At 76.1% G+C, this 24,317-nt stretch carries 31 protein-coding genes and 1 tRNA gene; 18 read left to right on the plus strand and 14 right to left on the minus strand.

The window, feature by feature from the left end; translation table 11 throughout:
* Nucleotides 1-75: 75 nt before the first annotated feature.
* On the minus strand, nt 76-1,191 hold the full coding sequence (locus ACI79O_RS14505; RefSeq protein ID WP_456914499.1) for a PucR family transcriptional regulator: 1,116 nt from the start codon (nt 1,189-1,191) through the stop codon (nt 76-78).
* Nucleotides 1,192-1,301: 110 nt separating this feature from the next.
* Between ACI79O_RS14505 and ACI79O_RS14510 the strand changes: the two genes are divergently transcribed.
* Together ACI79O_RS14510 and pruA are read left to right on the plus strand one after the other, a co-directional pair.
* Nucleotides 1,302-2,231: a proline dehydrogenase family protein gene (locus ACI79O_RS14510; RefSeq protein ID WP_456914500.1), complete on the plus strand. Its 930-nt coding sequence runs from the start codon at nt 1,302-1,304 to the stop codon at nt 2,229-2,231.
* Between the two features lie 25 nt (nt 2,232-2,256).
* Nucleotides 2,257-3,882, plus strand: coding sequence for an L-glutamate gamma-semialdehyde dehydrogenase (gene pruA, locus ACI79O_RS14515; protein ID WP_456889650.1), 1,626 nt, complete (start codon nt 2,257-2,259; stop codon nt 3,880-3,882).
* 109 nt (nt 3,883-3,991) lie between these two features.
* Here the strand turns inward: pruA and ACI79O_RS14520 are convergent, their stop codons facing one another.
* On the minus strand, nt 3,992-4,516 hold the full coding sequence (locus ACI79O_RS14520; protein ID WP_456889648.1) for a DUF488 domain-containing protein: 525 nt from the start codon (nt 4,514-4,516) through the stop codon (nt 3,992-3,994).
* Nucleotides 4,517-4,600: 84 nt separating this feature from the next.
* Here ACI79O_RS14520 and ACI79O_RS14525 point away from each other — a divergent pair, with 84 nt between their 5' ends.
* Nucleotides 4,601-5,779, plus strand: coding sequence for an MFS transporter (locus tag ACI79O_RS14525; protein WP_456914501.1), 1,179 nt, complete (start codon nt 4,601-4,603; stop codon nt 5,777-5,779).
* Nucleotides 5,780-5,782: 3 nt separating this feature from the next.
* On the opposite strand, the gene ACI79O_RS14530 is transcribed toward ACI79O_RS14525, so the two are convergent.
* On the minus strand, nt 5,783-6,214 hold the full coding sequence (locus ACI79O_RS14530; protein ID WP_456873465.1) for an Lrp/AsnC family transcriptional regulator: 432 nt from the start codon (nt 6,212-6,214) through the stop codon (nt 5,783-5,785).
* 103 nt (nt 6,215-6,317) lie between these two features.
* Between ACI79O_RS14530 and ACI79O_RS14535 the strand changes: the two genes are divergently transcribed.
* On the plus strand, nt 6,318-7,355 hold the full coding sequence (locus tag ACI79O_RS14535; protein ID WP_456914502.1) for an ornithine cyclodeaminase: 1,038 nt from the start codon (nt 6,318-6,320) through the stop codon (nt 7,353-7,355).
* Nucleotides 7,352-8,344: a citrulline utilization hydrolase CtlX gene (gene ctlX, locus ACI79O_RS14540; RefSeq protein ID WP_456914503.1), complete on the plus strand. Its 993-nt coding sequence runs from the start codon at nt 7,352-7,354 to the stop codon at nt 8,342-8,344. The genes ACI79O_RS14535 and ctlX overlap by 4 nt, the downstream gene beginning before the upstream one ends.
* A 7-nt stretch (nt 8,345-8,351) precedes the next feature.
* Here ctlX and ACI79O_RS14545 read toward each other — a convergent pair whose 3' ends face one another.
* The 7 genes from ACI79O_RS14545 to ACI79O_RS14575 form a co-directional block, all read right to left on the minus strand.
* Nucleotides 8,352-8,699 (minus strand): hypothetical protein, encoded by a 348-nt coding sequence (locus tag ACI79O_RS14545; RefSeq protein ID WP_456889641.1) that lies wholly within the window; start codon nt 8,697-8,699, stop codon nt 8,352-8,354.
* A gap of 60 nt (nt 8,700-8,759) precedes the next feature.
* On the minus strand, nt 8,760-9,578 hold the full coding sequence (locus ACI79O_RS14550; protein WP_456889639.1) for an ABC transporter permease: 819 nt from the start codon (nt 9,576-9,578) through the stop codon (nt 8,760-8,762).
* Entirely contained in the window at nt 9,575-10,495 is a 921-nt protein-coding gene (locus ACI79O_RS14555; RefSeq protein WP_456914504.1) for an ABC transporter ATP-binding protein, read from the minus strand. The genes ACI79O_RS14550 and ACI79O_RS14555 overlap by 4 nt, the downstream gene beginning before the upstream one ends.
* Nucleotides 10,496-10,637: 142 nt before the next feature.
* Nucleotides 10,638-11,717: an NAD(P)-binding domain-containing protein gene (locus ACI79O_RS14560; protein ID WP_456914505.1), complete on the minus strand. Its 1,080-nt coding sequence runs from the start codon at nt 11,715-11,717 to the stop codon at nt 10,638-10,640.
* A gap of 27 nt (nt 11,718-11,744) precedes the next feature.
* Nucleotides 11,745-12,086: a hypothetical protein gene (locus ACI79O_RS14565; protein ID WP_456914506.1), complete on the minus strand. Its 342-nt coding sequence runs from the start codon at nt 12,084-12,086 to the stop codon at nt 11,745-11,747.
* A 22-nt stretch (nt 12,087-12,108) separates the two neighbouring features.
* Nucleotides 12,109-12,969: an NmrA family NAD(P)-binding protein gene (locus ACI79O_RS14570; RefSeq protein ID WP_456914507.1), complete on the minus strand. Its 861-nt coding sequence runs from the start codon at nt 12,967-12,969 to the stop codon at nt 12,109-12,111.
* Nucleotides 12,966-13,595, minus strand: a complete 630-nt coding sequence (locus tag ACI79O_RS14575; protein ID WP_456914508.1) for an NAD(P)-dependent oxidoreductase — start codon at nt 13,593-13,595, stop codon at nt 12,966-12,968. The genes ACI79O_RS14570 and ACI79O_RS14575 overlap by 4 nt, the downstream gene beginning before the upstream one ends.
* A gap of 58 nt (nt 13,596-13,653) precedes the next feature.
* Between ACI79O_RS14575 and ACI79O_RS14580 the strand changes: the two genes are divergently transcribed.
* The 6 genes from ACI79O_RS14580 (at nt 13,654) to ACI79O_RS14605 (ending at nt 17,010) form a co-directional block, all read left to right on the plus strand.
* Nucleotides 13,654-14,124 (plus strand): MarR family winged helix-turn-helix transcriptional regulator, encoded by a 471-nt coding sequence (locus ACI79O_RS14580; protein ID WP_456889631.1) that lies wholly within the window; start codon nt 13,654-13,656, stop codon nt 14,122-14,124.
* 95 nt (nt 14,125-14,219) lie between these two features.
* Nucleotides 14,220-15,359, plus strand: a complete 1,140-nt coding sequence (locus tag ACI79O_RS14585) for a zinc-dependent alcohol dehydrogenase (RefSeq protein ID WP_456914536.1) — start codon at nt 14,220-14,222, stop codon at nt 15,357-15,359.
* Between the two features lie 9 nt (nt 15,360-15,368).
* Nucleotides 15,369-15,962, plus strand: a complete 594-nt coding sequence (locus ACI79O_RS14590; protein ID WP_456889630.1) for a hypothetical protein — start codon at nt 15,369-15,371, stop codon at nt 15,960-15,962.
* 30 nt (nt 15,963-15,992) lie between these two features.
* Nucleotides 15,993-16,184, plus strand: coding sequence for a DNA-binding protein (locus tag ACI79O_RS14595; protein WP_456889629.1), 192 nt, complete (start codon nt 15,993-15,995; stop codon nt 16,182-16,184).
* A 6-nt stretch (nt 16,185-16,190) separates the two neighbouring features.
* Complete coding sequence (locus ACI79O_RS14600) at nt 16,191-16,493, plus strand: antibiotic biosynthesis monooxygenase family protein (protein ID WP_456889628.1); 303 nt, start codon at nt 16,191-16,193, stop codon at nt 16,491-16,493.
* A gap of 31 nt (nt 16,494-16,524) precedes the next feature.
* The gene (locus ACI79O_RS14605; RefSeq protein ID WP_456889627.1) at nt 16,525-17,010 is read left to right on the plus strand and encodes a GNAT family N-acetyltransferase; all 486 of its coding nucleotides are present in this window, start codon (nt 16,525-16,527) and stop codon (nt 17,008-17,010) included.
* Nucleotides 17,011-17,078: 68 nt separating this feature from the next.
* Here the strand turns inward: ACI79O_RS14605 and ACI79O_RS14610 are convergent.
* Nucleotides 17,079-17,154: transfer RNA gene (locus tag ACI79O_RS14610), tRNA-Lys, on the minus strand.
* A gap of 176 nt (nt 17,155-17,330) precedes the next feature.
* Here ACI79O_RS14610 and ACI79O_RS14615 point away from each other — a divergent pair.
* The 4 genes from ACI79O_RS14615 (at nt 17,331) to ACI79O_RS14630 (ending at nt 20,466) form a co-directional block, all read left to right on the plus strand.
* Complete coding sequence (locus ACI79O_RS14615; protein WP_456914509.1) at nt 17,331-18,536, plus strand: L,D-transpeptidase; 1,206 nt, start codon at nt 17,331-17,333, stop codon at nt 18,534-18,536.
* A gap of 64 nt (nt 18,537-18,600) precedes the next feature.
* A complete protein-coding gene (locus ACI79O_RS14620; RefSeq protein WP_456889625.1) occupies nt 18,601-19,014 on the plus strand; it encodes a hypothetical protein in 414 nt (137 codons plus the stop codon).
* 91 nt (nt 19,015-19,105) lie between these two features.
* Nucleotides 19,106-20,188, plus strand: a complete 1,083-nt coding sequence (locus tag ACI79O_RS14625; protein WP_456914510.1) for a WD40/YVTN/BNR-like repeat-containing protein — start codon at nt 19,106-19,108, stop codon at nt 20,186-20,188.
* Nucleotides 20,185-20,466, plus strand: a complete 282-nt coding sequence (locus tag ACI79O_RS14630) for a MoaD/ThiS family protein (protein WP_456914511.1) — start codon at nt 20,185-20,187, stop codon at nt 20,464-20,466. The genes ACI79O_RS14625 and ACI79O_RS14630 overlap by 4 nt, the downstream gene beginning before the upstream one ends.
* A 9-nt stretch (nt 20,467-20,475) precedes the next feature.
* Here the strand turns inward: ACI79O_RS14630 and ACI79O_RS14635 are convergent, their stop codons facing one another.
* Nucleotides 20,476-20,724 carry a hypothetical protein gene (locus ACI79O_RS14635; RefSeq protein WP_456873442.1) on the minus strand — a complete coding sequence of 83 codons (249 nt, stop codon included), beginning with the start codon at nt 20,722-20,724 and terminating at the stop codon, nt 20,476-20,478.
* Nucleotides 20,725-20,919: 195 nt separating this feature from the next.
* Between ACI79O_RS14635 and ACI79O_RS14640 the strand changes: the two genes are divergently transcribed.
* A complete protein-coding gene (locus tag ACI79O_RS14640) occupies nt 20,920-21,348 on the plus strand; it encodes a hypothetical protein (protein ID WP_456889618.1) in 429 nt (142 codons plus the stop codon).
* On the opposite strand, the gene ACI79O_RS14645 is transcribed toward ACI79O_RS14640, so the two are convergent.
* A complete protein-coding gene (locus ACI79O_RS14645; protein WP_456873440.1) occupies nt 21,333-21,623 on the minus strand; it encodes a DUF1540 domain-containing protein in 291 nt (96 codons plus the stop codon). The genes ACI79O_RS14640 and ACI79O_RS14645 overlap by 16 nt on opposite strands.
* 374 nt (nt 21,624-21,997) lie before the next feature.
* On the opposite strand from ACI79O_RS14645, the gene ACI79O_RS14650 reads away from it, so the two are divergent.
* Entirely contained in the window at nt 21,998-22,597 is a 600-nt protein-coding gene (locus tag ACI79O_RS14650; RefSeq protein WP_456889616.1) for an HD domain-containing protein, read from the plus strand.
* A 119-nt stretch (nt 22,598-22,716) separates the two neighbouring features.
* Here ACI79O_RS14650 and ACI79O_RS14655 read toward each other — a convergent pair whose 3' ends face one another.
* Nucleotides 22,717-23,622, minus strand: coding sequence for an alpha/beta fold hydrolase (locus tag ACI79O_RS14655; protein WP_456889614.1), 906 nt, complete (start codon nt 23,620-23,622; stop codon nt 22,717-22,719).
* A gap of 75 nt (nt 23,623-23,697) precedes the next feature.
* Between ACI79O_RS14655 and ACI79O_RS14660 the strand changes: the two genes are divergently transcribed.
* A complete protein-coding gene (locus ACI79O_RS14660; RefSeq protein ID WP_456889611.1) occupies nt 23,698-24,267 on the plus strand; it encodes a TetR/AcrR family transcriptional regulator in 570 nt (189 codons plus the stop codon).
* Nucleotides 24,268-24,317 lie beyond the last annotated feature (50 nt).

The following is a 24,317-nucleotide window of genomic DNA, read 5'->3' on the forward strand; positions in this document are numbered from 1 at the left end:
CCCGCAGCCATCAGCCACCCGAGGGTAGGTCAGCACCGGTGCGCCGTCGCGGCGGGACGGATGCTCTCTGCAACCTCATCCCAGCCGGGCGCGGCGCAGCGAGGCGTGCACCAGCAGCCGGGTGTCGCCGTCGGCGAGGTCCAGCCCCGTCAGGGCGGTGATCCGGCCCAGTCGGGAGTACAGCGTCTGCCGGTGGATCCCCAGCGCGGCCGACGTGCGGGCAGCACTGCCGGCCGCGTCCAGGTAGGCCTCGGCGGTGGCGGCCAGCGTCGGCTCGGCGCGCAGCGGCGCCACGGCGGGGTCCGGTCCGGGCAGCGCCGCGGCGGCCCGCCAGCCGCCGAGCCCGGACCAGGCGGCCACCGGCGCCAGCCGGGGGACGACGGCGGCGACCGCGGCGGCCGCCCGTGCCTGTACCCAGCGGCCGGGCAGGCCGTCGACCCCCGGCGCCGGGTCGGACACCCCCGCGGTGCTGCCCGCGGGCAGCCGGGCGAGCAGGGGTCCCGCCGCGGCGCAGGCCGCGCGCGCGTCGGCCGCCCGCGGCAGCCGCACGGCGACGGCGACCTCGCTGCGCCCGCCGGCGCCCTCCAGCACCGCCGCGCCCGCGGGGAGGCGGCGGTCCCGCGGCAGCGCGCCGCCGGGCGGGCGCAGCGCCACCAGGGCCACCGCGGCGCCGGCGAACCGGGCGGCCAGCACGGCGCCGGCCTGCTCCCGCCCGGCTCCGGAGCCGGCGCCCAGCACGGCCGCCAGCGCCGTCGCGAGGTCGTCGTCCGCGCGCCGCCGGGCCAGCAGCTCCCCGGCGCGGGCGGCGAGGTCGAGCGCCGCGGCCAGCGCGGGGTCGCCGGTGCCCGCGGGGTCGGTGCGGCCGCCGTCGAGCAGCCACAGGTAGCCCAGGGTGCGGCCCTCGTGCCGGACCGGCAGCAGCAGGCGGGTGAGGATGCCGGCGTCGGGGTCGGCGGGCGTGCGCAGCGGCCCCTGCGCCCGGGCGATGCCGAGGTCCTCGAACCAGCGGCGGGTCGCCGGCGTGGACCCCCGGCCGAGGATCGAGCGGGTGCGGACGGCGTCCATGGCGGTGCCGTCGTCGAGCGGGTGCGCGGCGAAGGCCAGCAGCGTGAAGTCGGTGTCCTCGAGCGTCGCGGGCGCGCCGAGCAGCCGGGCCACCTCGTCGACGACGTCCTGCAGGTCGTCGCGCATCGTACGAATGTATGACGCGGCGACGTACGACTGTCCCTGGCGGCTGGCCCGGGGGGTCCTTAGCGTCGGTACCGGACGCTGGTGTCCGGACGGGACGGAGGTCGGTTCAGGTGCTCTCCACGAAGACCGTGCTGCTGGGGGCCTCGCGGCGCCCGGCGCTGCGCCGCGCCCTGGTGGGCACGCCGGTCACCCGGAAGGTGGTCGAGCGGTTCGTGGCCGGCGAGACGCTGCCGGAGGCGCTGGCCGTCGTCACCCGCCTGACCGGCGAGGGCATCGCGGTGACCCTCGACCACCTCGGCGAGGACGTGACCGACCCGGAGACGGCCCGCGGCACCCGCGACGCCTACCTCGCGCTGCTCGACGGGCTGGCGCCGCTGGGCCTCGGTGCCGACGCGGAGGTGTCGGTCAAGCTCTCCGCCTTCGGGCAGGCGCTGCCCGGCGGCCACGACGTCGCGCTGGAGATGGTCCGGCCGGTGGTCGAGCGGGCCACCGCGATCGGCACGACGGTCACCCTCGACATGGAGGACTCCTCGACCGTCGACTCCACCCTGGCGATCCTGGCCGAGCTGCGTCGCGACCACCCGGGCACCGGTGCGGTGCTGCAGTCGGCGCTGCGCCGCACCGAGGACGACGTCCGGGCGCTGGCGGTGCCCGGCTCGCGGGTGCGGCTGGTCAAGGGCGCCTACGACGAGCCGGCCGCGGTCGCCTTCCGCGACCGCCAGGACGTGGACGCCGCCTACGCCCGCTGCCTGGGCATCCTGATGCGCGGGCCGGGGTACCCGATGGTCGGCAGCCACGACCCGGCGATGGTCGACCTCGCGCAGCGGCTGGCCGCCGAGTACGGCCGGGCCGCCGACTCGTGGGAGGTGCAGATGCTGCACGGCATCCGCGTCGACGAGCAGCGCCGGCTGGCCGCGGCCGGCACCCGCGTGCGCGCCTACGTCCCCTACGGCGTCGACTGGTACGGCTACTTCGTCCGCCGGCTGGCCGAGCGCCCGGCCAACCTGCGCTTCTTCCTCCGCGCCCTCGTCACCCGCTGACCCCTTCTCCCCCCGGAGGCATGCCGTGGACGGCATCACCCGCGTCCCCCCGCCGCACAACGAGCCGGTGCTCACCTACGCCCCCGGCTCCCCGGAGCGCGCCGCGCTCGAGACCCGCCTGGCCGAGCTGGCCGCCGAGCCGCTGGAGCTGACCGCGACCATCGGCGACAAGCAGCGCATGGCCGGCGGCGAACGCTTCGACGTCGTCCAGCCGCACCGGCACGCCGCCGTGCTCGGCACCTCGGCGCACGCCACGCACGCCGACGCCACCGAGGCCGTGGCCGCCGCCAAGGCCGCCGCCCCGGCCTGGCGCGACCTGTCCCTCGACGACCGCGCCGCGGTGTTCCTCAAGGCCGCCGACCTGCTCGCCGGGCCGTGGCGGCAGACGCTGAACGCCGCGACCATGCTCGGCCAGTCGAAGACCGCCTACCAGGCCGAGATCGACAGCGCCTGCGAGCTGGTCGACTTCTGGCGCTGGAACGTGCACTTCGCCCGCGAGGTCGTGTCCGCCCAGCCGGTGTCCTCGCCGGGCGTGTGGAACCGCAGCGACCACCGGCCGCTCGAGGGCTTCGTCTACGCGGTCACGCCGTTCAACTTCACCGCGATCGCCGGCAACCTGCCGACCGCGCCGGCGCTCATGGGCAACACCGTGGTGTGGAAGCCCGCCCCCACCCAGCAGTTCGCCGCCCACTTCGTCATGCGGCTGCTGGAGGAGGCCGGCCTGCCCCCGGGTGTGATCAACATGCTGCCCGGCGACGGCATCCCGGTGTCCGAGGTGGTGCTCGCCGACCGCGACCTCGCCGGCATCCACTTCACCGGGTCGACCCCGGTGTTCCAGCACCTGTGGCGGACGGTGGGCGAGAACATCGCCCACTACCGCGGCTACCCGCGCGTCGTCGGCGAGACCGGCGGCAAGGACTTCGTCGTCGCCCACCCCTCGGCCGACGTCGACGTGCTGCGCACGGCGCTGGTCCGCGGCGCGTTCGAGTACCAGGGGCAGAAGTGCTCCGCCGCCTCGCGCGCCTACGTGCCGCGGTCGGTGTGGACCCGGCTGCGCGACGACCTGGTCGACACCACCGAGTCGCTGTCGATGGGCGACGTCACCGACTTCTCGAACTTCATGGGCGCGGTGATCGACCGGAGGTCGTTCTCGAAGCTGTCCGGCGTCATCGACCGGGTCGACGACGACCCGGCGCTGTCGATCGTCGCCGGTGGCCAGAAGGACGACTCCGAGGGCTTCTTCGTCCGGCCGACGGTCATCGAGGGCACCGACCCGGGGCACGAGGTGTTCACCACCGAGTACTTCGGGCCGATCCTCGCCGTGCACGTCTACGACGACGCCGACTACGACACCGTGCTGACCCAGATGGAGTCGGCGGCGCCCTACGCGCTGACCGGCGCGGTCATCGCCCAGGACCGGGCGGCCATCGCGCACGCCCAGCGGGTGCTGCGGTTCGCGGCCGGCAACTTCTACGTCAACGACAAGCCGACCGGCGCCGTCGTCGGTCAGCAGCCCTTCGGCGGCGGCCGCGCGAGCGGCACCAACGACAAGGCCGGTGCGGCGCAGAACCTGCAGCGCTGGACCTCGACCCGGTCGATCAAGGAGACGTTCGTCCCGCCGACCGACCACCGCTACCCGCACATGGGGTGACCGCGACGATCAGGTGACCTGATCGTCGGGCGTCCTCCCTCACGTCCCACCGTGGGGGAGGACGCCGCACGGTGGGGGAGGACGCCACGCCACCCGCCGGGCACGCCGCTCAGCCCGGCCAGTGCAGCAGGCCGTCGTCGCCGAGGACGGCGCCGGCGGACGGGGTGTGTGGGGCGAGCCGGCCGTCGGGCATAAGGTGGTCCACCGCGACGCCGCGGGCGAGGACGGCGACGTCGGCGACGATCCGCCGGTGGCAGCGCCACCACACGCTCTCGCTGCACATCACCGCGACCGGGCCCGCCGCCGCCTCGGCCAGCACGTCGTCGAGCGCGGCGGCGAACTCGGCCGTGCGGGTGTGGACGGCATAGGCCGCGAACTGCCCGACGGTCCACCAGCCGTCCTCGACCGGCTCGCCCGGGGGCAGCCGGCGCCGCCCGCCCAGCCGTGGCTCCCAGCGGTAGCCGATGCCGGCGGCCGGCAGCCACTCCTCGAACGCCTCCCGCCGCACGTCGGGGTTGCTGCGGCTGCCCGGGAACCGCCGGACGTCGACCACGCACCCGACCCCCGCCGCGGCCAGCCGGGCGCCGAGGCGGGCGCGGTCGTCGGGCCCGTGGCCCACGGTCAGCAGCGGCACCCGCACTGCCTACCCGGTCCGGCGCACCCGCCCGGTGCCGGTCATGCTCGTGGGTCGGGCACCGCGCCCGCGGAGAGGAACGGGATGGCCGAGAGCACGACGCGGGACCGGACGTCGCTGTGGCGGCTGCCGGCGATGCGGGCACTGGTCGGCGCGACGGGACTCGGCTTCGCCGGCTACTGCCTCACGCTGGCCTCCCTCCCGGCCTACGCGGTCGCGGGCGGCGCCTCCGCCGACACCGCCGGCGTGGTCACCGCCGTGTTCCTGCTCGTGACCGTCGCCGGGCAGTCGGTCGTGCCCGCCCTCACCGCCCGCCACGGCCTCGGGCCGGTGCTCGCCGGCGGGCTGCTGCTCCTCGGCGCCCCCTCACCGCTCTACGTCCTCGACGACGGCGTGCTGTGGCTGTCGGTGGTGTCGGCGGTGCGCGGTGCCGGCTTCGCGGTGCTGACCGTGCTCGGGGCGGTGCTCGCGGCCCAGGTCGCCCCGCCCGGCCGCCGCGGCGAGTCCATCGGCCTGTACGGACTGGCCATCGCGGTGCCCAACCTGCTCGCCGTGCCCGCGGGCGTGGCGCTGGTGCTCGACGGGCACGCCGCCTGGCTGGCCTGGCTGGCCGCCTCCCCGGTGCTCGCCCTGCCGCTGGTGCCCGGGCTCGCCCGCACCGTGCACTGGGAGGGTGCGGCCGGCGGCTCCTCGCGGGCGGCGGTGCGCGCCGCGCTGGCGCCGTCGGCGGTCCTGCTGCTGGTCACCCTCGCCGGCGGCGGCCTGATGACCTTCCTGCCGATCGAGCGCCCCGACGGCGCCCTCGCCACGACGGGCCTGCTGCTGTTCGGGGTCACCGGCGCGCTGTTCCGCTGGCGCGCGGGCCTGCTCGCCGACCGGGTCGGCACCCGCCGGCTGCTGCCGGTGGCCCTGGTCGTCGGCGCGGCCGGGCTCGGCGCGGTGGCACTGGGCCTGGGCCCGCTGGAGGCCGGCACGGGCGACGCCGTCGTGCTCGCCGGGGCCGCCGTCTTCGGGGCCGGCTACGGCGCGGTGCAGAACCTGACGCTGGTCACCGCCTTCGCCCGCGCGGGGGAGGGCGGGTCGACGGCGGCCAGCGCCCTGTGGAACGCCGCCTTCGACGCCGGCACCGCGGCCGGTGCGCTGGCCCTCGGCCTGGTCGCCGCGGGCCTGGGTCTGCCGGGGACCTACGTGCTGGTCGCCGGCGTGCTGCTCGCCGGACTGCCGCTGGCCCGCGTCGCGACCCGTCCGGCCCGCCCGGCCTGACGGTCAGCGCAGCACGGAGGTCAGCAGCAGGCTGGTCTGGCTGTTGATGATCCCGGGCACCGACCGGATCCGGTTGAGCAGCCGGTCGAAGGCGACCAGGTCGGTGGTGCGGTGCTCGGCCACCAGGTCCCAGGCGCCGTTGGTCGAGTGCATCGACTCGATCTCGGGGAAGCCGCGCAGCCGCCGGATGACCTCGTCGGTGGAGCGGCCCTCCACCTCGACGAGCGACACCGCCCGCACGCCGCCGGCCGCGGCCTCGTCGCGCACCCGCACGGTGAAGCCCACGATGACGTCGTCGGCCACCAGTCGGTCGAGGTGGCTGGTCACCGTCGCGCGGGTGACCCCCAGCCGCCGGGCGAGCTCGGCCACCGGGGCCCGGCCGTCCTCGCGCAGCGCCGAGAGCAGCCGCCGGTCGAGGTCACTGAGGTCGGCCATGTGCAGACCGTACAGCGGCGTCGCTCAAGTCGTATGACCCGCGAGCATGACGCGCGCTCCCTGCTCATTGTGTGTACAGATCGCCAAGTCATACCGTTTCGGTATGACCATGTTCGTCGACGTGCGCAACATGGTCCGCTGGACCGCAGAGACCGGCCCCCAGCGGATCATCGACGGGATGTCCCGCTACATCGAGGACGACTTCCGCCGCTGGGAGTCCTTCGACAAGATCGCCCGGGTCGGCAGCCACACGCCCTTCGGCGTGATCGAGCTGATGCCCACGAGCGACGGCGAGACCTACGCCTTCAAGTACGTCAACGGTCACCCGAGCAACCCCGCCCGCGGCTTCCAGACCGTCAGCGCCTTCGGCGCGCTGGCCGACGTGTCCAACGGCTACCCGGTGTTCCTCGCCGAGATGACGCTGCTGACCGCGCTGCGCACCGCCGCGACCTCGGCCATGGTCGCCCGCCACCTCGCCCGGCCCGACTCGACCACGCTCGCGCTCATCGGCGCCGGCAGCCAGTCGGAGTTCCAGGCGCTGGGCATGCGCGCGGCCCTCGGCATCAACGACGTCGCCGTCTGGGACACCGACCCCGCCGCCATGGACAAGCTCGTCCGCAACCTCGAGCCGCTCGGGTTCAGCGTGCGCGTCGCCCGCTCCGCCCAGGACGCCGTCCGCGGCGCCGACGTCGTCACCACCTGCACCGCCGACAAGGCCCGCGCCACCGTGCTGTCCACCGAGTGGGTGGAGCCGGGCATGCACCTCAACGCCATCGGCGGCGACTGCCCCGGCAAGACCGAGCTCGACCCGGCCATCCTGCTGCGCGAGGACACCGACGTCTTCGTCGAGTTCCCCCCGCAGACCTGGGTCGAGGGCGAGATCCAGGCCATGCCGCGGGACTTCCCGGTCATCGAGCTGTGGGAGGTCGTCACCGGCCGCCGGCCGGGGCGGACCTCCGCGGAGCAGGTCACCCTCTTCGACTCGGTCGGCTTCGCGATCGAGGACCTGTCCGCGCTGCGCTACGTGCGCGACGCGGTGCGCGGCACGCCGTGGGTCGACGACATCGACCTCGTGGCCGAGCCCGAGGACCCCAAGGACCTGTTCGGGATGGTCGCGGCGCTCACGCCGATCCCCTCGTGACGGCGCCGGACCTCTCCGGCCAGGCACCCGCCGCGGTCGTCCTGGTCCGGCCCCACGCCTTCCAGCCCAACCCGCAGACGCTGGCCGACAACGCCTTCCAGGCCGCGGAGGTCGGTGGGGACCCCGCCGTCCTCGCCCGCCGCGCGCACGACGAGGTGACCGCGCTGGCCGATGCGCTCACGGGCGTGGGGGTGCGGGTGCACCTGTTCGACGACCCCGAGCCCGACCGGCCCGACAGCGTCTTCCCGAACAACTGGCTGTCGACCCACGCCGACGGGCGGGTCGCGCTGTTCCCGATGTACGCGGCCAACCGCCGCCGGGAGCGGCGCGGCGACGTCGTCGAGTTCCTCAAGGCGGCCTACCGGGTGCACGAGGTGGTCGACCTGTCCGGCCTCGAGCACGACGGCGTCTTCCTCGAGGGCACCGGCGCGATGGTGCTCGACCACGTGCACCGGGTCGCCTACGTCGCGCGCTCGCGGCGGGTCGACCCGGTCGCGCTGGAGCGCTTCTGCCGCGTCTTCGGCTACGAGCCGGTCGTCTTCGACGCCGTGGACGCCGCGGGGCGGCCGATCTACCACACCAACGTGATGATGAGCGTCGGCGGCGAGTACGCGCTGGTGGCCCTGGAGATGCTGCCCTCGGCCGCCGAGCGGGAGCAGCTGTGCACCCGGCTGGCCGCCGGCGGGCGCACCGTCGTGCCGCTGACGGCCCGGCAGATCGGCGAGTTCGCCGGCAACGCCATCGAGGTGCTCGGCAGCGACGGACCGGTGCTGGCGCTGTCAGCCCGCGCGGCGGCGAGCCTGGACACCGGCCAGCGGCGGCTGATCGAGGCCTCGGCCCGGCTGCTGCCGGTCGCGGTGCCCACCGTCGAGCTGGCCGGCGGGTCGGTGCGCTGCATGATCGCCGGCGTGCACCTCGAGGCCCGGACCGCCGCCGTCGTCCCGGCGCGGTCCCGGGCCGCGGACGACGCGGCGCCGGTCCCCGCCTAGGGGCGGCTCAGCCGGCGATGCGGTCGGCGGCCGCGCGCAGCGACCGCAGCAGCAGGACCTCCTCGGCCGAGCGGCGCAGCCAGGCCCGCAGCGCGGCCGGGTCGTCGCGGGCGGCGTCGCGGACGCCGCCCAGGCGCAGCTGGCGGGTGTTGGCCTGCGCCCGCTGGGCCGGCGGCAGCGCCCGGCCCTCGGTGCGGGCCAGCGAGGTGAGCGCGGCGCCGACGTAGACGAGGTCGCGCACCTCGTCGACGTCGGCGAGGACGGCGTCGGCACCGGGGCCGTCGCCGTCCTCCAGTCGGCTCAGCAGCAGGCCGGCACGCTCGCGGCCGAGGGCGGCGGGATCGGGGGAGGTCACCCCTCCACTGTGCCCGCCCGCCGCCCCCGGCTGCCGGGCGGTCCCTGCTCTGGGCGGTGCTCAGGCGTCGCGGCGGGTGAAGACCAGCGCCCCGACCGCGAGCACGACGGCGACCTCGACGGCGAACACGGCGAACCCGGCCCAGGGCTCGAGCAGCAGCGGGTTGAACGTCTCCGGCGTGGCGATCCGGGAGCCGGCGTTGCCCGGCATGAGCTTGGTCAGCCACTCGCCGAGCGCGCCGGGCAGGAGCATCACCAGGTTGCCGACCAGGAACACCAGCGCGAGCACCACCGACACGACGGCGGCCGTCGAGCGCAGCAGCAGCCCCGCGGCCATCGCGAGCAGGCCGAGCCCGGCCATGTACAGGCCGCTGCCGAGCAGCGAACGCAGCATCCCGTCGTCGCCCAGGGCGATGCCGATGCCCTCGGCGGACAGGAAGGCGTTGCCGCCGAGCCAGCCGAGGAACGCGGTCACGACGCCGGCCACGAACAGCGTGCCGCTGAGCACCAGCGCCTTGGCCACCAGCACCGTGCCGCGGCGCGGGGTGGCGGCCAGGGTCGCGCGGATCATGCCGGTGCCGTACTCGCTGGTGACCGTCAGCGCGCCGAGCACGACGGCGGTCACCTGCGCGAACAGCAGTCCCCAGGTGATGAACGCGCCGACCGGCTCGCCGGTCTGCCCGGCGGCGAGGTCGGGGGCGACCAGGGCGCAGACGAGGGTGGTGAGACCGGCGCCGAGGGCGACCATCGCCGCCACCGACCAGCCGGTCGAGCGCACCGACCACAGCTTGATCCACTCGGCGTGCACGGTGCGGGGCAGCGAGGTGCCGCCCGGGGGGAGCGGGGCGGTGCGGGGAGCGGCCAGGGCGGGAGCGGTCACCGGGTCACCTCGGCGGGGCGGGCGGCGGCGTACTCGACGCTGCCGGCGGTCAGGGTCATGAACGCCTCCTCCAGCGAGGAGGTGACGAGGCCGAGCTCGTGCAGCACGAGACCGGCGCCGGCGGCGAGCTCGCCGGTGGTCGCGGTGTCGACGCCCTGCACGCGCAGGTCGTCGCCGTCGCGGGTGACGTCGGCGCCGGACCGGCGGAGCAGCTCGGCCAGCCGCCCGGCCTGCGGGGAGCGCACCCGGATGAAGGAGGCGGCGTGCTCGGCGATGAACTCGGCGGTCGAGCAGTCGGCCAGCACCCGGCCGCGGCCGACGACGACGAGGTGGTCGGCGGTCAGCGCCATCTCGGCCATCAGGTGGCTGGAGACCAGCACCGTGCGGCCCTCGGCGGCGAGGTCGCGGGCCAGGGTGCGCACCCAGCGGATGCCCTCGGGGTCCAGGCCGTTGACCGGCTCGTCGAGCACCACCACCGGCGGGTCACCGAGCAGCGCCGCCGCGATGCCCAGCCGCTGGCCCATGCCCAGGGAGAACCGGCCGACCCGCTGGCCGGCCACCGCCTCCAGCCCGACCAGGCCCAGCACCTCCTCGACCCGGGCCGCCGGGATGCCGTTGCTGGCGGCCATCCAGCGCAGGTGCGCCCGGGCGGTGCGGCCCGGGTGCAGGGCGCGGGCCTCGAGCAGCGCGCCGACCGCGCGCAGCGGGGCGGGAGAGTCGGCGTAGCGGGCGCCGTCGACGGTGACCGTGCCGGAGGTGGGTCGGTCCAGGCCGATGACCATCCGCATCGTCGTCGACTTGCCCGCGCCGTTGGGGCCGAGGAACCCGGTCACGCGACCCGGGCGGACGGTGAACGAGACGCCGTCGACGGCGACCCGGTCGCCGTAGCGCTTGGTCAGCTCGGTGGCGACGATCACGGGGTCACCGCCGGGAGGGGGAAGGGGAGGAGGTCATGGACCGGAAGGCTCCCGCCGGCGGGGTGCCCGGCACATCCGGGCGTTCCCCCGACCCGACCCTGATCCGCCCCCGACCGAGCGGTGGGGGAGCGCCCGGGGCGGGTCAGGCGGTGCGCGGCAGGTCGTCCGCGGCCAGCAGCCGGCGCAGCGTCACCGCGGCGCCGCGCCCAGCCCGGTTGGCGCCGATCGTGCTGGCCGACGGGCCGTAGCCGACCAGCTGCAGGCGGGGCTCGCCGACGGCGGAGGTGCCCTCGACGGGGATCACGCCGTCGCGGGTGCGCAGCCGCAGCGGCGCGAGGTGGCCGACGGCGGCGCGGAAGCCGGTGGCCCACAGCAGCACGTCGGCGGCGAGGAACCGGCCGTCGTCCCAGGCCACGCCGTCGGGGGTGATCCGCTCGAACACCGGCAGCCGGGTCAGGACGCCGTCGTCGAGCGCCCGGCGCACCCAGGGGGTGACCACCAGGCCGGTCACGCCGACGACGCTGCCGGGCATCCGGCCGGCGCGGACGGCGTCGGCCACGCGCGCGACCGCCGCCCGGCCCTGCTCCTCGCCGAAGGGCCCCTCGCGCCAGACCGGGGGCCGGCGGGTCACCCACGTGGTGCGGGCGACCGGGGCGATCTCGCCGAGCAGCTGCACCGCCGACGCGCCGCCACCGACGACCACCACCGACCGCCCGGCGAACTCCGCGGGCCCCCGGTAGCCGACCGTGTGCAGCTGCCGGCCGCGGAAGGTCTCCTGACCCGGGTAGTGCGGCACGAACGGGCGGGTCCAGGTGCCGGTGGCGTTGACGACGCCGCGCGCCCGCCACGTGCCGGCGTCGGACTCGACGAGGAACCGGCCGTCGCCGGTGCGGCGGACCGCGGACACCCGAACCGGCCGCTGCACGGGCAGGTCGAAGCGCCGCTCGTACTCGGCGAAGTAGGCCGGCACCGCCTCGGCGGCGGGCAGGTCCTCGGACGCCGGCTCGAACGGCAGCCCCGGCAGCTCGTGCACCCGGTGGGTGGTGGCCAGCGTCAGCGAGGGCCAGCGGTGCTGCCAGGCGCCGCCGGGTGCGGCGTCGCCGTCGAGGACGACGAAGCCGCTGCCGGGCGCGAAGCCCTGCCGGGCCAGGTGGTACGCGGCGGACAGGCCGGCCTGCCCCGCCCCGACCACCACGACGTCGACGTCCCGCGGGCTGCTCACACCCGCGGAACGCCGGCCGGTCGGCCGCTATGCCGGGGTCAGCCGCTCCAGGTCCGCGCCGGTCAGGGTCACCGACGCGGGGTCGTAGCCGAACCGGACGACGACGGCGCCGGGTCGGGCCTCCACCAGCCAGGCCGTGCGCGGCTCGCCGCCGTCGGCCGGGCGGTACTCCCACCGCTCGGCCAGCAGCGCCAGCCCGCGGGCGCGCAGGAACGACATCGCCTCCTCGCGCGTGGCGAAGGCGCGCAGCGGCGTGCCGGGGACGGCGTGCGCGGTCCACCCGCCGTCGCACGGCGCGGCGGCCAGGTGGCCGACGAGTTCGCCGTCCTCCGGACGGTGCACCGGCTCGAGCACGGGGGCGGTGGTCATGCCGCCGACGGTAGGGACGGGCTCAACCGGTTTCCGGCCGCCAGGCGTCGGCGTGGTCCTCGACGAACTGCCGCAGCGTGGTGGGGTCCCGGCCGAGCAGCCGCGCGAGGTCGCCGGTGGTGCGCGCGGCCAGGCCCAGCCGGCTGGTCGAGAACAGCAGGGTCATCACCAGGACCATCCCGGGCGGCGTGCCCTCGCCCAGCTTCTCCCGCGCGAAGGCGACCACCCCGGGGTGCGGGTAGACCACCGGGCGGCCCAGCACCGCCGACAGGGTGGCCGCGATCTCGGCGAAGGTCGGGGCCTCCCGGGCGGTCAGCTCGTAGGCGCGTCCCTCGTGTCCCGGCCCGGTGAGCGCCGCGGCGGCCACCTCGGCGAGGTCGCGGACGTCGACGTGCGCGGTCCGCCCGTTGCCCGCCGGCACCGAGATCCGCGACCGGTCCCGGATCTCCTCGCGGTGCACGGTGAGCAGGTTCTGGTAGAAGTTCGCCGGCCGCAGGTGGGTCCAGGCCAGGCCGGTGGCCTCCACCCGCTTCTCCAGGGCCCGGTGGGGCAGCAGCGGGTTGCGCCCGGCCGCCTGCACCGACAGCACGACCACCCGCCGCACCCCGGCGGCGACGACCGCGTCGAGGAAGGGCTGCAGCCGCTCGACCCGGGCGACGTCGGGCGGGCGCAGCAGGAACAGCGCCTCGACGCCGTCGAGGGCGGCCGGCCAGCTGCCGGCGTCCTCCAGGTCGAGCCGGACGGCGGGCACCCCGGCCGGGAGCGCCGCGGCCGCCCGCTCCGGGTCGCGCGCACCGGCGCGCACGTCGGCGCCGAGCGCGGCCAGCCGGCGGACGACCTCGCCGCCGACCGTGCCGGTGGCGCCGGCGACGAGGACGGTCACCGGTCGCCGGCCACGACGAACGGCGCCGCCGACAGCCACTCGCGCCCCTCGGCCAGCTCGACCATGGCCAGGGCGGCGTCGGCCTTGGCCAGCGGCGCGGCACGCAGCCCGGGCGCCTCCGTGGTCAGGCGGTAGTGGCCGGTGCCGGGGCGGTCGGCCAGCCGCGGCGGGCGCACCTGCGTCCACTCCAGGTCCGAGGCGGCGAGCAGCCGGTACTCGCCCTCCTTGTCCTCGACGACGTCGCGGGCCAGCCGGTGGGTGAGGCCGGAGACGAACCGCGCCCCGGCGCCCTTGCGGTCACCCGGGAGGTCGCAGCCGGCCCCGGAGACGCCCACGAACCGGCGCGCACCGGCCTCGCCCATGGCGGTCACCAGCCCGGGCAGCGCCGCGCGGCCCACGTCCCCGCCGGAGCCCTTGGTCACGCCGACGCACCACAGGACGGCGTCGGCGTCCTCCACCGCCTTCGCGACCAGGACGGCGTCGCGGACGTCCCCGGTGCGCTCCTCCACCCCCGCGTGCCCTACCGGGCGGCGGGCCACCGCGACCACCGTGTGGCCGCGCTCGGCCGCCAGCCGCACCGCGTGCCGGCCCACGCCGCCCGCGGCTCCGAACACCACCACGTGCACGTCCGTCTCCCTCCGTGTCAGGTGCCCTGACCCGATGGTGTCAGGTAACCTGACACCCGTGCAACGGCGGGCGGAGCTGCCGCTGGCCTACCTGCTGCTGCAGGCCGGCCGGGCGTTCGACGCCGCCCTGCGCGAGGAGCTGGCCGCGCGCGGGTGGCCGCGGCTGACGGCCGCGCAGTCGCTGGTCTTCGCCCACCTCGGCCCGGGCGGCACCCCGCCCGCCGAGCTGGCCCGGCGGCTGGGCACCACCCGCCAGGCCCAGCAGGACCTGGTGGCCGGTCTCGTGCGGCTGGGGCTGCTCGAGACCGTGGCCGACCCCGCGCGGCGCCGCGGCCGGCTGGTGCGGCTGACCGGCAGCGGGCGGGACCTCGCCGCCGACGCCGCCGGCGTGCTGGCGCGATACGAGGAGGAGCTCGGCGACCGGGCCGCCGGGCTGCGGGCGCTGCTGGCCGAGGTCACCGCGGTGGCCGGCGGGTGGCGGCGGCCGGACGACGACGTCCCCGGCGGCCCGGGCGCGACGGCCGACTGACGGCGGCCCGTTTCCGTCGCGCGGACCCCGGGCACGGCGCAGGCAGCGGCCGGCCGGACCGGTCCTCGCCGACAGAGGGAGACACCGTGCGCGCGATGGTCTACCGCGGGCCGTACAAGGTCCGGGTCGAGGACAAGGACGTCCCGGCGATCGAGCACCCGAACGACGCGATCGTCCGCGTCACGCTGGCCGCCATCTGCGGCTCGGACCTGCACCTCTACCACGGGCTGATGCCGGACACCCGGGTCGGTCACACCTTCGGCCACGAGTTCATCGGCGTCGTCGAGCAGGTCGGGCCCTCGGTGCAGAACCTGTCGGTCGGCGACCGGGTCATGGTGCCGTTCAACGTCTTCTGCGGGTCGTGCTGGTTCTGCGCCCGCGGCCTGTACTCCAACTGCCACAACGTCAACCCCAACGCGACCGCCGTCGGGGGCATCTACGGCTACTCGCACACGACCGGCGGTTACGACGGCGGCCAGTCGCAGTACGTCCGCGTCCCGTTCGCCGACGTCGGCCCGGTGCGGATCCCCGACTGGTTGCACGACGAGGACGCCGTCGTGATGACCGACGCCGCCGCTACCGGCTACTTCGGCGCCCAGCTCGGCGACATCGCCGAGGGCGACACGGTCGTCGTCCTCGGTGCCGGGCCGGTCGGCCTGGTCGCCGCCCAGTCGGCGTGGCTGATGGGCGCGGGCCGGGTGATCGTCGTCGACCACCTGCAGGAGCGGCTGGAGAAGGCGCGGACCATGGCCCACGCCGAGACGCTGGACTACGACCAGTACGACGACGTCGTCGTCGAGCTCAAGGAGCAGACCGACTTCCTGGGCGCCGACGTCGTCATCGAGGCGGTGGGTGCGGAGGCCGACGGCAACCTCCTGCAGCACGTGACCGGGACCAAGCTCAAGCTGCAGGGCGGGTCGCCGGTCGCGCTCAACTGGGCGATCGACGGGGTGCGCAAGGGCGGCACGGTGGCCGTCGTCGGCGCCTACGGGCCGATCCCCAACGCGGTGAAGTTCGGCGACGCGCTGAACAAGGGGCTCACCCTGCGGATGAACCAGACGCCGGTGAAGCGGCAGTGGCCGCGGATGTTCGAGCACGTGCGCAACGGCCACCTGACGCCGCGTGAGGTGGTCACGCACCGCTTCCCGCTGGAGGAGATCGCCGAGGCCTACCACGTGTTCTCCAGCAAGCTCGACGGCTGCATCAAGCCGGTGATCGTGCCCGACGCGGCCTGAGGAGCCCCCGTGACCGACCCCGACGTCCCCAGCGCCATCCCGAGTGCGTACGTCCGGGACAAGCGCACACCGCCGCCGAGCCGCGAGGAGCTGCGCGCCCGGATCCCCGGCTGGGGCGCCGACCTCGACCCGGCCGTGCGGCCGTCGTACCCGAAGCTGCAGTACCCGGCCGACACCGGCGCCCACTGGGACTTCCCCGAGCGGCAGCCGGGCGGCGAGGGCAGGGAGCGCTCGATCGAGCACGCCTTCGTGACGCCGGTGTTCGGCACCGCGCAGCCGCTGCACGGGCTGTCCGGGGCGATCCGCCGGGTCGCCTACGCCCGGTTCAGCGAGGGCCGGCTGGCGCACTGGCTGCTGCTGATCGCCGGTGACCGGGTCGACGCGTGGGGTGCCCACCTGCGGTCGTTCGCCTCGCTGCGCCCCGACGTGCCCGCCACCGGCCTGCGGACGGAGGTCACCCGCGGCGGGCTGCGGTCGCGGCGGGGTCGCAGCGACGCGCGGCACCAGCTCCTCGACCCGGTGGTCGTCGCCGGGCCGTGGATCGCCGGCGCCGGGGCTGCGGTGCTCGGCGTCCGGAGGGTGGTGCGCGCCGTCCGGAGCTGACCGTCACCGAGCGGCGCTACGGTCCGGGGCGTGACGCCACTGGACGAGCTGCCGCGCATCGGCGCGCCGGCCACCGGGGCCCTGCGCCTGGCCGGCTACACGCGCCTCGACCAACTCGCCGGCGTCCCGCGCACGTCGCTGGCCGCGCTGCACGGCGTGGGCCCGAAGGCGCTGCGGATCCTCGACGAGGCCCTCGCCGAGCACGGGCTGCGGATGAGCTGACCGCCCGTGTACCTGCGGATCTGGCAGTTCGACGTGCTGCCCGCGGCGGTCGACCGGTTCGTCGCGGCCTACGGCCCCGACGGCGACTGGGCACGGCTGTTCGCCCGCGCCGAGGGCTACGCCGGCACGGAGCTGTTCCGCAGCGCCGAGGGCGGGACCCGCTTCGTCACGGTCGACCGCTGGCGGGACGAGCCGGCCTGGGCGGCGTTCCTCGAGCGGGAGGGGGAGGACTACCGGGCCCTCGACGAGCGGCTCGCCGCGCTGACCGTGGCGGAGCTGCCGCTGTGCGAGGGCACGGCGCCCGGGTGAGCGGCGTGACCGCCTGACTACGTTCGGACGCGTGCCGGACCTGCAGCGCCTCGCCCTCCACCACGCCCCCGCTGTGCTCGCCTTCGAGCAGGAGAACCGGGCCTGGTTCGCGCGGTCCGTGCCGGACCGGGGGGACGGGTACTTCGCCTCCTTCCCAGAGCGGCACGCCGCCCTGCTCGCGGAGCAGGCGGCCGGTCACTGCCACTTCCACGTCCTGGTCGAGGACGACGGGCGCGTGGTCGGCCGCGTCAACCTGGTCGACGTCGAGGACGGACAGGCCGAACTCGGCTTCCGGGTGGCCGAACGGGTCGCCGGCCGCGGCGTGGCCACGGGCGGGGTCCGTCGGGTCCTCGGACTCGCCCGGGAGCGCTACGGGCTCCGGCGGCTGGTGGCCGCCGCCGCGCTGGACAACATGGCCTCGCTGGGCGTGCTGCGCAGCGTGGGCTTCGTGCCCGTCGGCGACGTCCGGCTCGAGGGGCGTCCCGGGCGGCTGCACGAGCACCGGCTGACGGGGTGACCCGCGCTGGGCTGCCCCGGGGACGACGAAGCGGCCCCCTCCGGAGGAGGGAGCCGCTGGTCGGGGAGTGGTGCGCCATCAGGGACTCGAACCCCGAACCCGCTGATTAAGAGTCAGCTGCTCTGCCAATTGAGCTAATGGCGCGTGTCGCCCGCCTGCGTGGGCTCCGGGAGGGAACGATACCAGCGCCCGGCCGGCGGTCGCCGCCGGGGGCGGGACCGACGAACCGCCACTCCCCGTTCACGGCGTGGACACTGGGCCGGGTGCAGCCGCGCCCGGCCGGGTCGCGGGCGGGCGGGACCGAAGGGCGGGCAGCAGGCGTGCGACGGACAGCGGCGCTGGTCACGGTGGGGGTGCTGGCGCTGGTCGGCGGGTGCAGCGCGGGCGGCGACGGCGGGTCGGCGTCGGCCTCGTCGTCCTCCTCGTCCGCCTCGGCGACGGCGACCACGCCCGCTGACGCGCCTCCGCCGCAGCTGCGGCTCGCCCCCGCCGACGGCGCGGCCGACGTCGCCCCGGGCGACCCGGTGGAGATCTCGGTCACCGACGGCGAGCTGGCCGAGGTCAGCGTGACCGACGGCGCCGGCACCGACGTGCCCGGGCAGGTGGCCGCCGGCGAGACCGACGGCACCGAGCTGTGGACGCCCGACACCCCGCTGGAGTGGGGCACCACCTACACGGTCACGGCCGCCGCGGTGAACGCCGAGGACGAGCGCGCCGAGGCGACCGGCACCTTCACCACCGCCGTCCCCGACGCGCTGGCCACCCCGGCGATCGGCCCGCTCGACGGGCAGACCGTGGGAGTCGGCATGCCCATCCGCGTCTTCTTCGAGCAGCCGGTCACCGACAAGGCCGCCGTCGAGAGCCACCTGCTGGTCACCAGCTCCACCCCGACCGACGGCGTGTGGAGCTGGATCGACGACACCGAGGTGCACTTCCGGCCCTCGCAGTACTGGCCCGCGGACACCGACGTCACCCTCGAGGCCGACCTCTACGGCGTCCCGTTCGGCGACGGCGTGTGGGGCCGGGAGGACCGCACCGTCTCCTTCCGCGTGGGTGCCCGGCACGTCTCGATCGCCGACGCCGCCACCCATCGGCTGCAGGTCTACGACGGCGACCGGCTGGTGCAGGACTTCCCGATGAGCGCAGGCAGCCCGGAGAACCCGAGCTACAACGGCCCGCACGTGGTCACCGAGCTCAACGCCGACCGGGTCATGGACTCGAGCACCTACGGCGTGCCCGTCGACAGCCCCGACGGCTACCGGACGCCGGTCAAGTGGGCCGTGCGGCTGTCCGACAGCGGCGAGTTCGTCCACGGCGCCCCGTGGTCGGTGGCGCAGCAGGGCCGGGAGAACGTCTCCCACGGCTGCATCAACCTCTCCGACGAGAACGCCCGCTGGTTCTACGAGTTCTCCCAGCCGGGGGACGTCGTCGAGATCGTCAACTCCGACGCCGGCACGCTGACCTCGGACATCGCCGACTGGACCATCCCCTGGGACCAGTGGCGGGCCAGCAGCGCCCTGCAGTGATCTCCGTTTCCTGAGCCGCCGCGGAGGGCACCTCACCAGCGGTTCTCGGAGAAGGGGAGGCGTCGTGGACACCTGGGTGATCGTCCTCATCGTGGTGGTGGCGCTGGTGGTACTGGCGCTGATCGCCCTCGCGCTGGCCAAGCGCAGCAGGGTGGCCGGCGCCCGGCGCCGCGAGCAGCAGCGCCTGCAGGCGCGCGAGCGCCTGGACGAGGCCCGGCTGCGCGGCGCGCAGGCGGAGAAGGAGCAGGCGCTGGCCGAGGAGCAGGCAGCCCGCGCCCGCCGCGAGCGCGCCGAGGTCGAGGAGCGGACCCGCCTGGCGGAGCAGGAGGCTCGCGAGCGGGCGGCCAGCGCCCAGGAACACGCGTCGGCCGCGGAGCGGCTGCGGGCCGAGGCGGAGAAGCTCGCGCCCGGCGTGGCCGACCGCGACGGCCACGCCCCGGCCACCGGCGACGGCCCCGGAGGCGCCACCCGCCGCTGACCCGCGCTCGCACCGCTCAGTTCCGGCCGGCACGGCGGTCTGTCCCTGGTGAGCGGGGCCGGCCGGGCCCCACCGGACACCGGAGGGCGCCGTGACCGACCTGCTCGCCATCGGCACGCGCAAGGGGCTGTGGCTGGCCCGCAGCGACGACGACCGCCGCACCTGGCAGCTGGACGGGCCGCACCTGGTGGCGCAGGAGGTCGCCGCGGTCGGTCTGGACGTGCGCGGCCCGGCGCCGCGTGTGCTCGCCGGGGTGACCTACGGCCACTGGGGTCCCACGGTCACCTGGTCCGACGACCTCGGCCGCACCTGGTCGGAGACCGACGAGGGCGCGATCCGCTTCCCCGCCGACACCGGCGCCGCGCTGGCCCGGGTCTGGCAGCTGCGGCCCGACGTCGCCGGGCGGCCGGGCGTCGTCTGGGCCGGCTGCGAGCCGCACTCGCTGTGGCGCAGCGACGACGGCGGCCGCACGTTCGCGCTGGTCCGCGGGCTGTGGGACCACCCGCACCGGCCCACCTGGGAGCCCGGCGGCGGCGGCGGCGCCGTGCACACCGTGCTGCCGCACCCCACCGGCGACCGCGTCGTCGTGGCGATGAGCACCGGCGGCGTCTACGTCAGCGACGACGGCGGCACCTCGTGGGAGCCGCGCAACTCCGGCATCACCACGTCGTTCCTCCCCGGGCCGCCGCCGGAGTACGGCCAGTGCGTGCACAAGGTCGCCGTCGACGCCGCCGACCCCGACCGGCTCTACGCGCAGAACCACTTCGGCGTCTTCCGCACCGACGACGTCGGCGGGCGCTGGACCTCGATCGCCGACGGGCTGCCCGCCGACTTCGGCTTCCCCGTGGCCGCCTCGCCGCGGACGCCGGGCACCGCCTGGGTGGTGCCGCTGGTGGCCGACGCCGACCGGACCCCGCCCGGCGGCCGGCTGCGGGTGCACCGCACCCGGGACGCCGGGGAGAGCTGGACCGAGCTCGGCGACGGGCTGCCCGACGCCTCCTGGACCGCCGTGCTGCGCGATGCGGTCTGCGTCGACGAGGCCGACCCGACCGGGGTGTACGTCGGCACCCGCGACGGCTGCGTCTACGCCAGCCGCGACGAGGGGGACTCGTTCACCCTCGTGGCCGCCCACCTTCCCGACGTCCTCAGCGTGCGCGCGGCGCGGCCGGCATGACCGTCGAGGTGCTCCTGCCCGGGGTGCTCGCCGACCTGGTGGGCGGGCAGCGGCGGCTGCTGGTGGAGCCCGTGCCGGGCACGGTCGCCGGCCTGCTCGACGCGCTCGCCACCGAGCACCCGGTGCTGGAACGGCGGATCCGGGACGAGGCCGGGGCGCTGCGCCGGTTCGTCAACGTCTACGTCGACGGCGACGACGTGCGGTTCACGGCGGGCGTGGACACCGCCGTCCGCGACGGCGCCGTCGTGCAGGTGCTGCCCTCGGTGGCCGGGGGCTGAGCGGCCGGGTCAGAGGCGGGCGAGCTCGGCGCACTCCTGGCAGAGCTGGTGGTCCTCGTAGCCCTCCGGCGGCCACACGGTCTCGTCGTCGACGGCGACGTAGGCACCGCACAGCGACTTGCGGCTGCGGCCCTGGACCCGGCCGATGGTGGCGTGCGCCGGTCCGATCTGCCGCGGCTGGAGACCCTCCGGCGTGCCGACCGAGCCGACCATCACGACGGCGTGGGCGGTCCCGTAGGAGTAGGCGGTCGTCGTCATGACGCCAGCGTCCGAGCCCGGGCGGGGCCAAAGAAGCACCGGCCGGTGCGTGTCCGGCACGGTCCGCCACAGCAGTCCCGGCCGTCCCACCGGACACCCGGATGCGGCCGTTCCCGTTCCCCGGATCCCGTGCGGGCGTGGACGCGCGCGCCGCGATGAGGTTAGGCTTCCCTTTGCTCTACCCAGGGAGGCTCGATGGGACTGCGGCTGCCGCTCGGACAGGTGACCGTGCTGCTCGGACCGGAACGCGTCCGCCGCCACGTGATGGCGGCGCTCGACGAGAGCACGGGTCGCTGCGCCGACGGGCACGGTGCCGTCCCGGCCCGGCGGCTGTCGGCGTCGGCCGCCGAGGGCGTCGGGCCGCGTCTGGAGGCCCTGGCGCAGGCCGGCCGCGACGGAGCCGCGATCGTGCTGGTCGACCGGCTCACCGACGGGCTGACCGCGGCCGACCGACGGACGGTGCTGGCCGCCGTCCGTCCGCTCGCAGGCCCCGGCTGCGCCGTCCTCGTCGACGACGCCGACTCCGTCGCCGCGCTGTCGTTCGCCGACGGCGCGCTGCGCGCCGGTGCCGCCGGGGAGCTGTCCCTCGAGCCGGTGGGGGGCTTCGACTACCTGGCCTCGTAGGTCAGGCAGTCGGCCGCGTCGGCCGCCGGGCCGACCCGGACACCCGGCGCGGTGCACTCGAGCTGCTCGTTGTGCCGGCAGTCGGAGCGGTGACACGCGCCGACCATCCCGGTGCGGTCGAGGCCGGCCCGGAACGAGATCTCGACGAAGGTGCCGCAGTGGGCGTGGTCGCCACTGACCGTGATGGCGCCCGCGTGGCAGGCAGAGTCCGCGTTGTAGGAGCAGCTGCTGACCGAGCAGTCCTGCACCTGGGGGAGTTCCTGCATCGTCGTCATGGCCTCAGGGTGACAGTCCGGCGGGGCCCTCGCCAGCGAGGGAAGGCTGCCCTGACCTGGGCCGACGGCCTCCCGTCCCGGTCCGTCAGGTGGTCGCGGCAGCGTCGGCGACGAGGTGGGTGACCGGGACGTCGCAGCCCCTGCGCAGCCGCCCGGGCTGGTCCCGGCGGAGCCACTGGGACAGCCCGAGCGGCAGGGTGGAGACGGGACGGTCGCGAGGCTGCCGCGTGGGCAGGGTGGCCGACGGCGCCCGGGTCGCACGACCGCGGCAACCAACTGTTCATCTCCCACTCGGCATCCGCCGGCGGCGCGGTGCTCGGTGTCCGCGCGCCAACCGGGCGCGGGTCACGGCGCGCGGGCGTACCGTCACCGACGTGCCCGACCTCCAACAGCGGGGGCTGCACGACGCGGTCGCACGGCATCCACTCGCCGACGCCGCCCGCGGCCTCGCCCGTGACCTGCTCACCGACGCGGACGGCCGCTGGGAGCACACCCAGGGCGTCGCCCGCCGTGCCGCCGCGATCGCCACCGCGGTGCCGGAAGCCGACCGCGAGGTGCTGGTCGCCGCCGCCTGGCTGCACGACATCGGCTACGCGCCGCGGCTGCACCGGTCGGGATTCCACCCCCTCGACGGCGCCTGGCACCTGCAGGACCTCGGCTGGCCCGAGTCGCTGGCCGGGCTGGTCGCGCACCACTCGGCGGCCCGGTTCATCGCCGCGGACCGCGGACTGGCCGGCCCGATGCGCGCCTTCCCGGAGCCCCGCTACGCCTGCGGCCCGGTCGCCGACGCGCTGACCTACGCCGACCAGACCACCGGCCCCGACGGTCAGGTGATGACCGTGGAGGACCGGCTGGCGGAGATGCTGCGCCGACACGGCCCGGACAGCCCCAACGCCCGGGTGCACCCCCGGCGCGCACCGGCCATCCGGGCGGCGGTGCACCGCACCGACCGGCGTCTGCGCGCCGGGCGCTGATCGACCGCTGGGGCGGCTCGGCTCCGGCTCGGCGGTGTCCGTGGCCCCCCGGGACCTGGACCTGCAGACGACGCCGACCGCGGTCCGACCGCCGTCCGTCGAGCCGCCGGACCTCTCCGTCAGGCGGCTCGTCGGAACCAGTCGAGCGTGAGGTCGGCGACGGCGGCAGGGGCGTCGTCGGTGACGAAGTGCGCCGCGTCCTCGACGTAGGCGAACTCGACGCGATCGGCGTACCGCTCCGGGCGGCGGCAGATGCGCCCCAGCTGGTCGGCCCACGGGCGGTCCTGGCGGCCGAACACGACGAGGGTCGGCACCGTGAGCCGCCGGCGTCGGTAGACGCCCTGTGCCATGCGCACGGCTTCGGGCAGCACCATGCCCCGGAGGAGCGGACGCACTGCGGCGTCGATGTCGGGGCGGCGCATCGGGGCGAGGTGCGCGTCGACGGTCGTCTCCGACATCGGTCGGGCGACGTACGCCTCGGAGAAGATGCCGCGCAGTGAGGCGCCCGGGCGGTGCCAGACGAACGCGGGCAGGTGCCGGAAGCCCGGGAGGACCCTCGGGCTGAACTCCACGAAGGCCGGCGGCACGGCGAGCTGCACTGCCGTGCGGACCCGCTCGGGGTGGTCGTAGCTCAGCTGCACCGCGGTGAGGGCGCCCATGTCGTGGGAGACGAGGTGGGCGCGCTCGACGTGGAGGACGTCGAGGAGGGCGAGCAGGTCGCGGAGTCTGGTCTCGCGTTCGACCCGTGGACCGTCGGCCACGGTCCAGCCGGCCCCGCGCAGGTCGGGACAGAGGACGCGGTAGCCCCGTGCGGCGATGACCGGGGCGATGGCGTGCCACTGCCACCAGTGCTCGGGGAACCCGTGCAGCAGCACGACCGGCTCCCCCTCGCCGATGGCGGCGACGTGGGTGTGGAGGCCGGGTGTCTCGACGACGAGGTGGTCGAAGCCGGGGGCCGGTGGCAGCGGCGGCGACCACGCCGACGGGTCGACGGGACGGGGGGCGCGGGGCTCGTGCAGGTCCATGCCGATCTCCTTCGCGCGGAGACACTATGTTCGTAGTAGCACTGTTCATGGTGGACCTCGGGAGAGGAGGAGTCCATGCCTGCGGCCACGCGCGAGCGCGCGCTCGAGGCGGCCGTGGAGTTGCTGGGCGCGCGGGGCGTGCGTGCCCTGAGTCACGCGCGGGTCGACCAACGAGCCGGCCTCCCGCCCGGGTCGACCTCCAACTGGTTCCGCACCCGCCGGGCGCTGCTCGGCGGCATCGTGGACTGGATCGCCGAGCGCGAGCGCGCCGACTTCGACCCGGGTGCGATGCCGACGGTCTCGGACGTCGACGAGCTCGTCGAGGGCTTCTGCGCCATGACGGAACTGCAGTCCCGGACGTTCGCCGCCCGCACCCGTGCCCGCTACGCCCTCTTCCTCGAGCTCGCCGACGACCCCGAGCTCGGCGAGCCGCTGCGACGGCAACGCCGCCTGTTCGAGCGGTGGACCGAGGGCATCGTGGCCGCCGTCGGTGTGGCCGACCCCGTGCCCGCCACGAGGGCCCTCATGGCCCTCGCCGACGGTCTGCTGCTGCACCGGCTCACCGTCGACCCCGAGCTCGACATGCGACCGGCCATCGAACGCGCAGTGCGCGCCCTGGCGGGGTGTCCGGGCTCGACGCCGTGATCGGCGGGCGACCGTGCACACCGGCCGGCCCGGTCCGGCCCGGGACGAGG

This window comes from Geodermatophilus sp. SYSU D00696 (assembly GCF_054050235.1).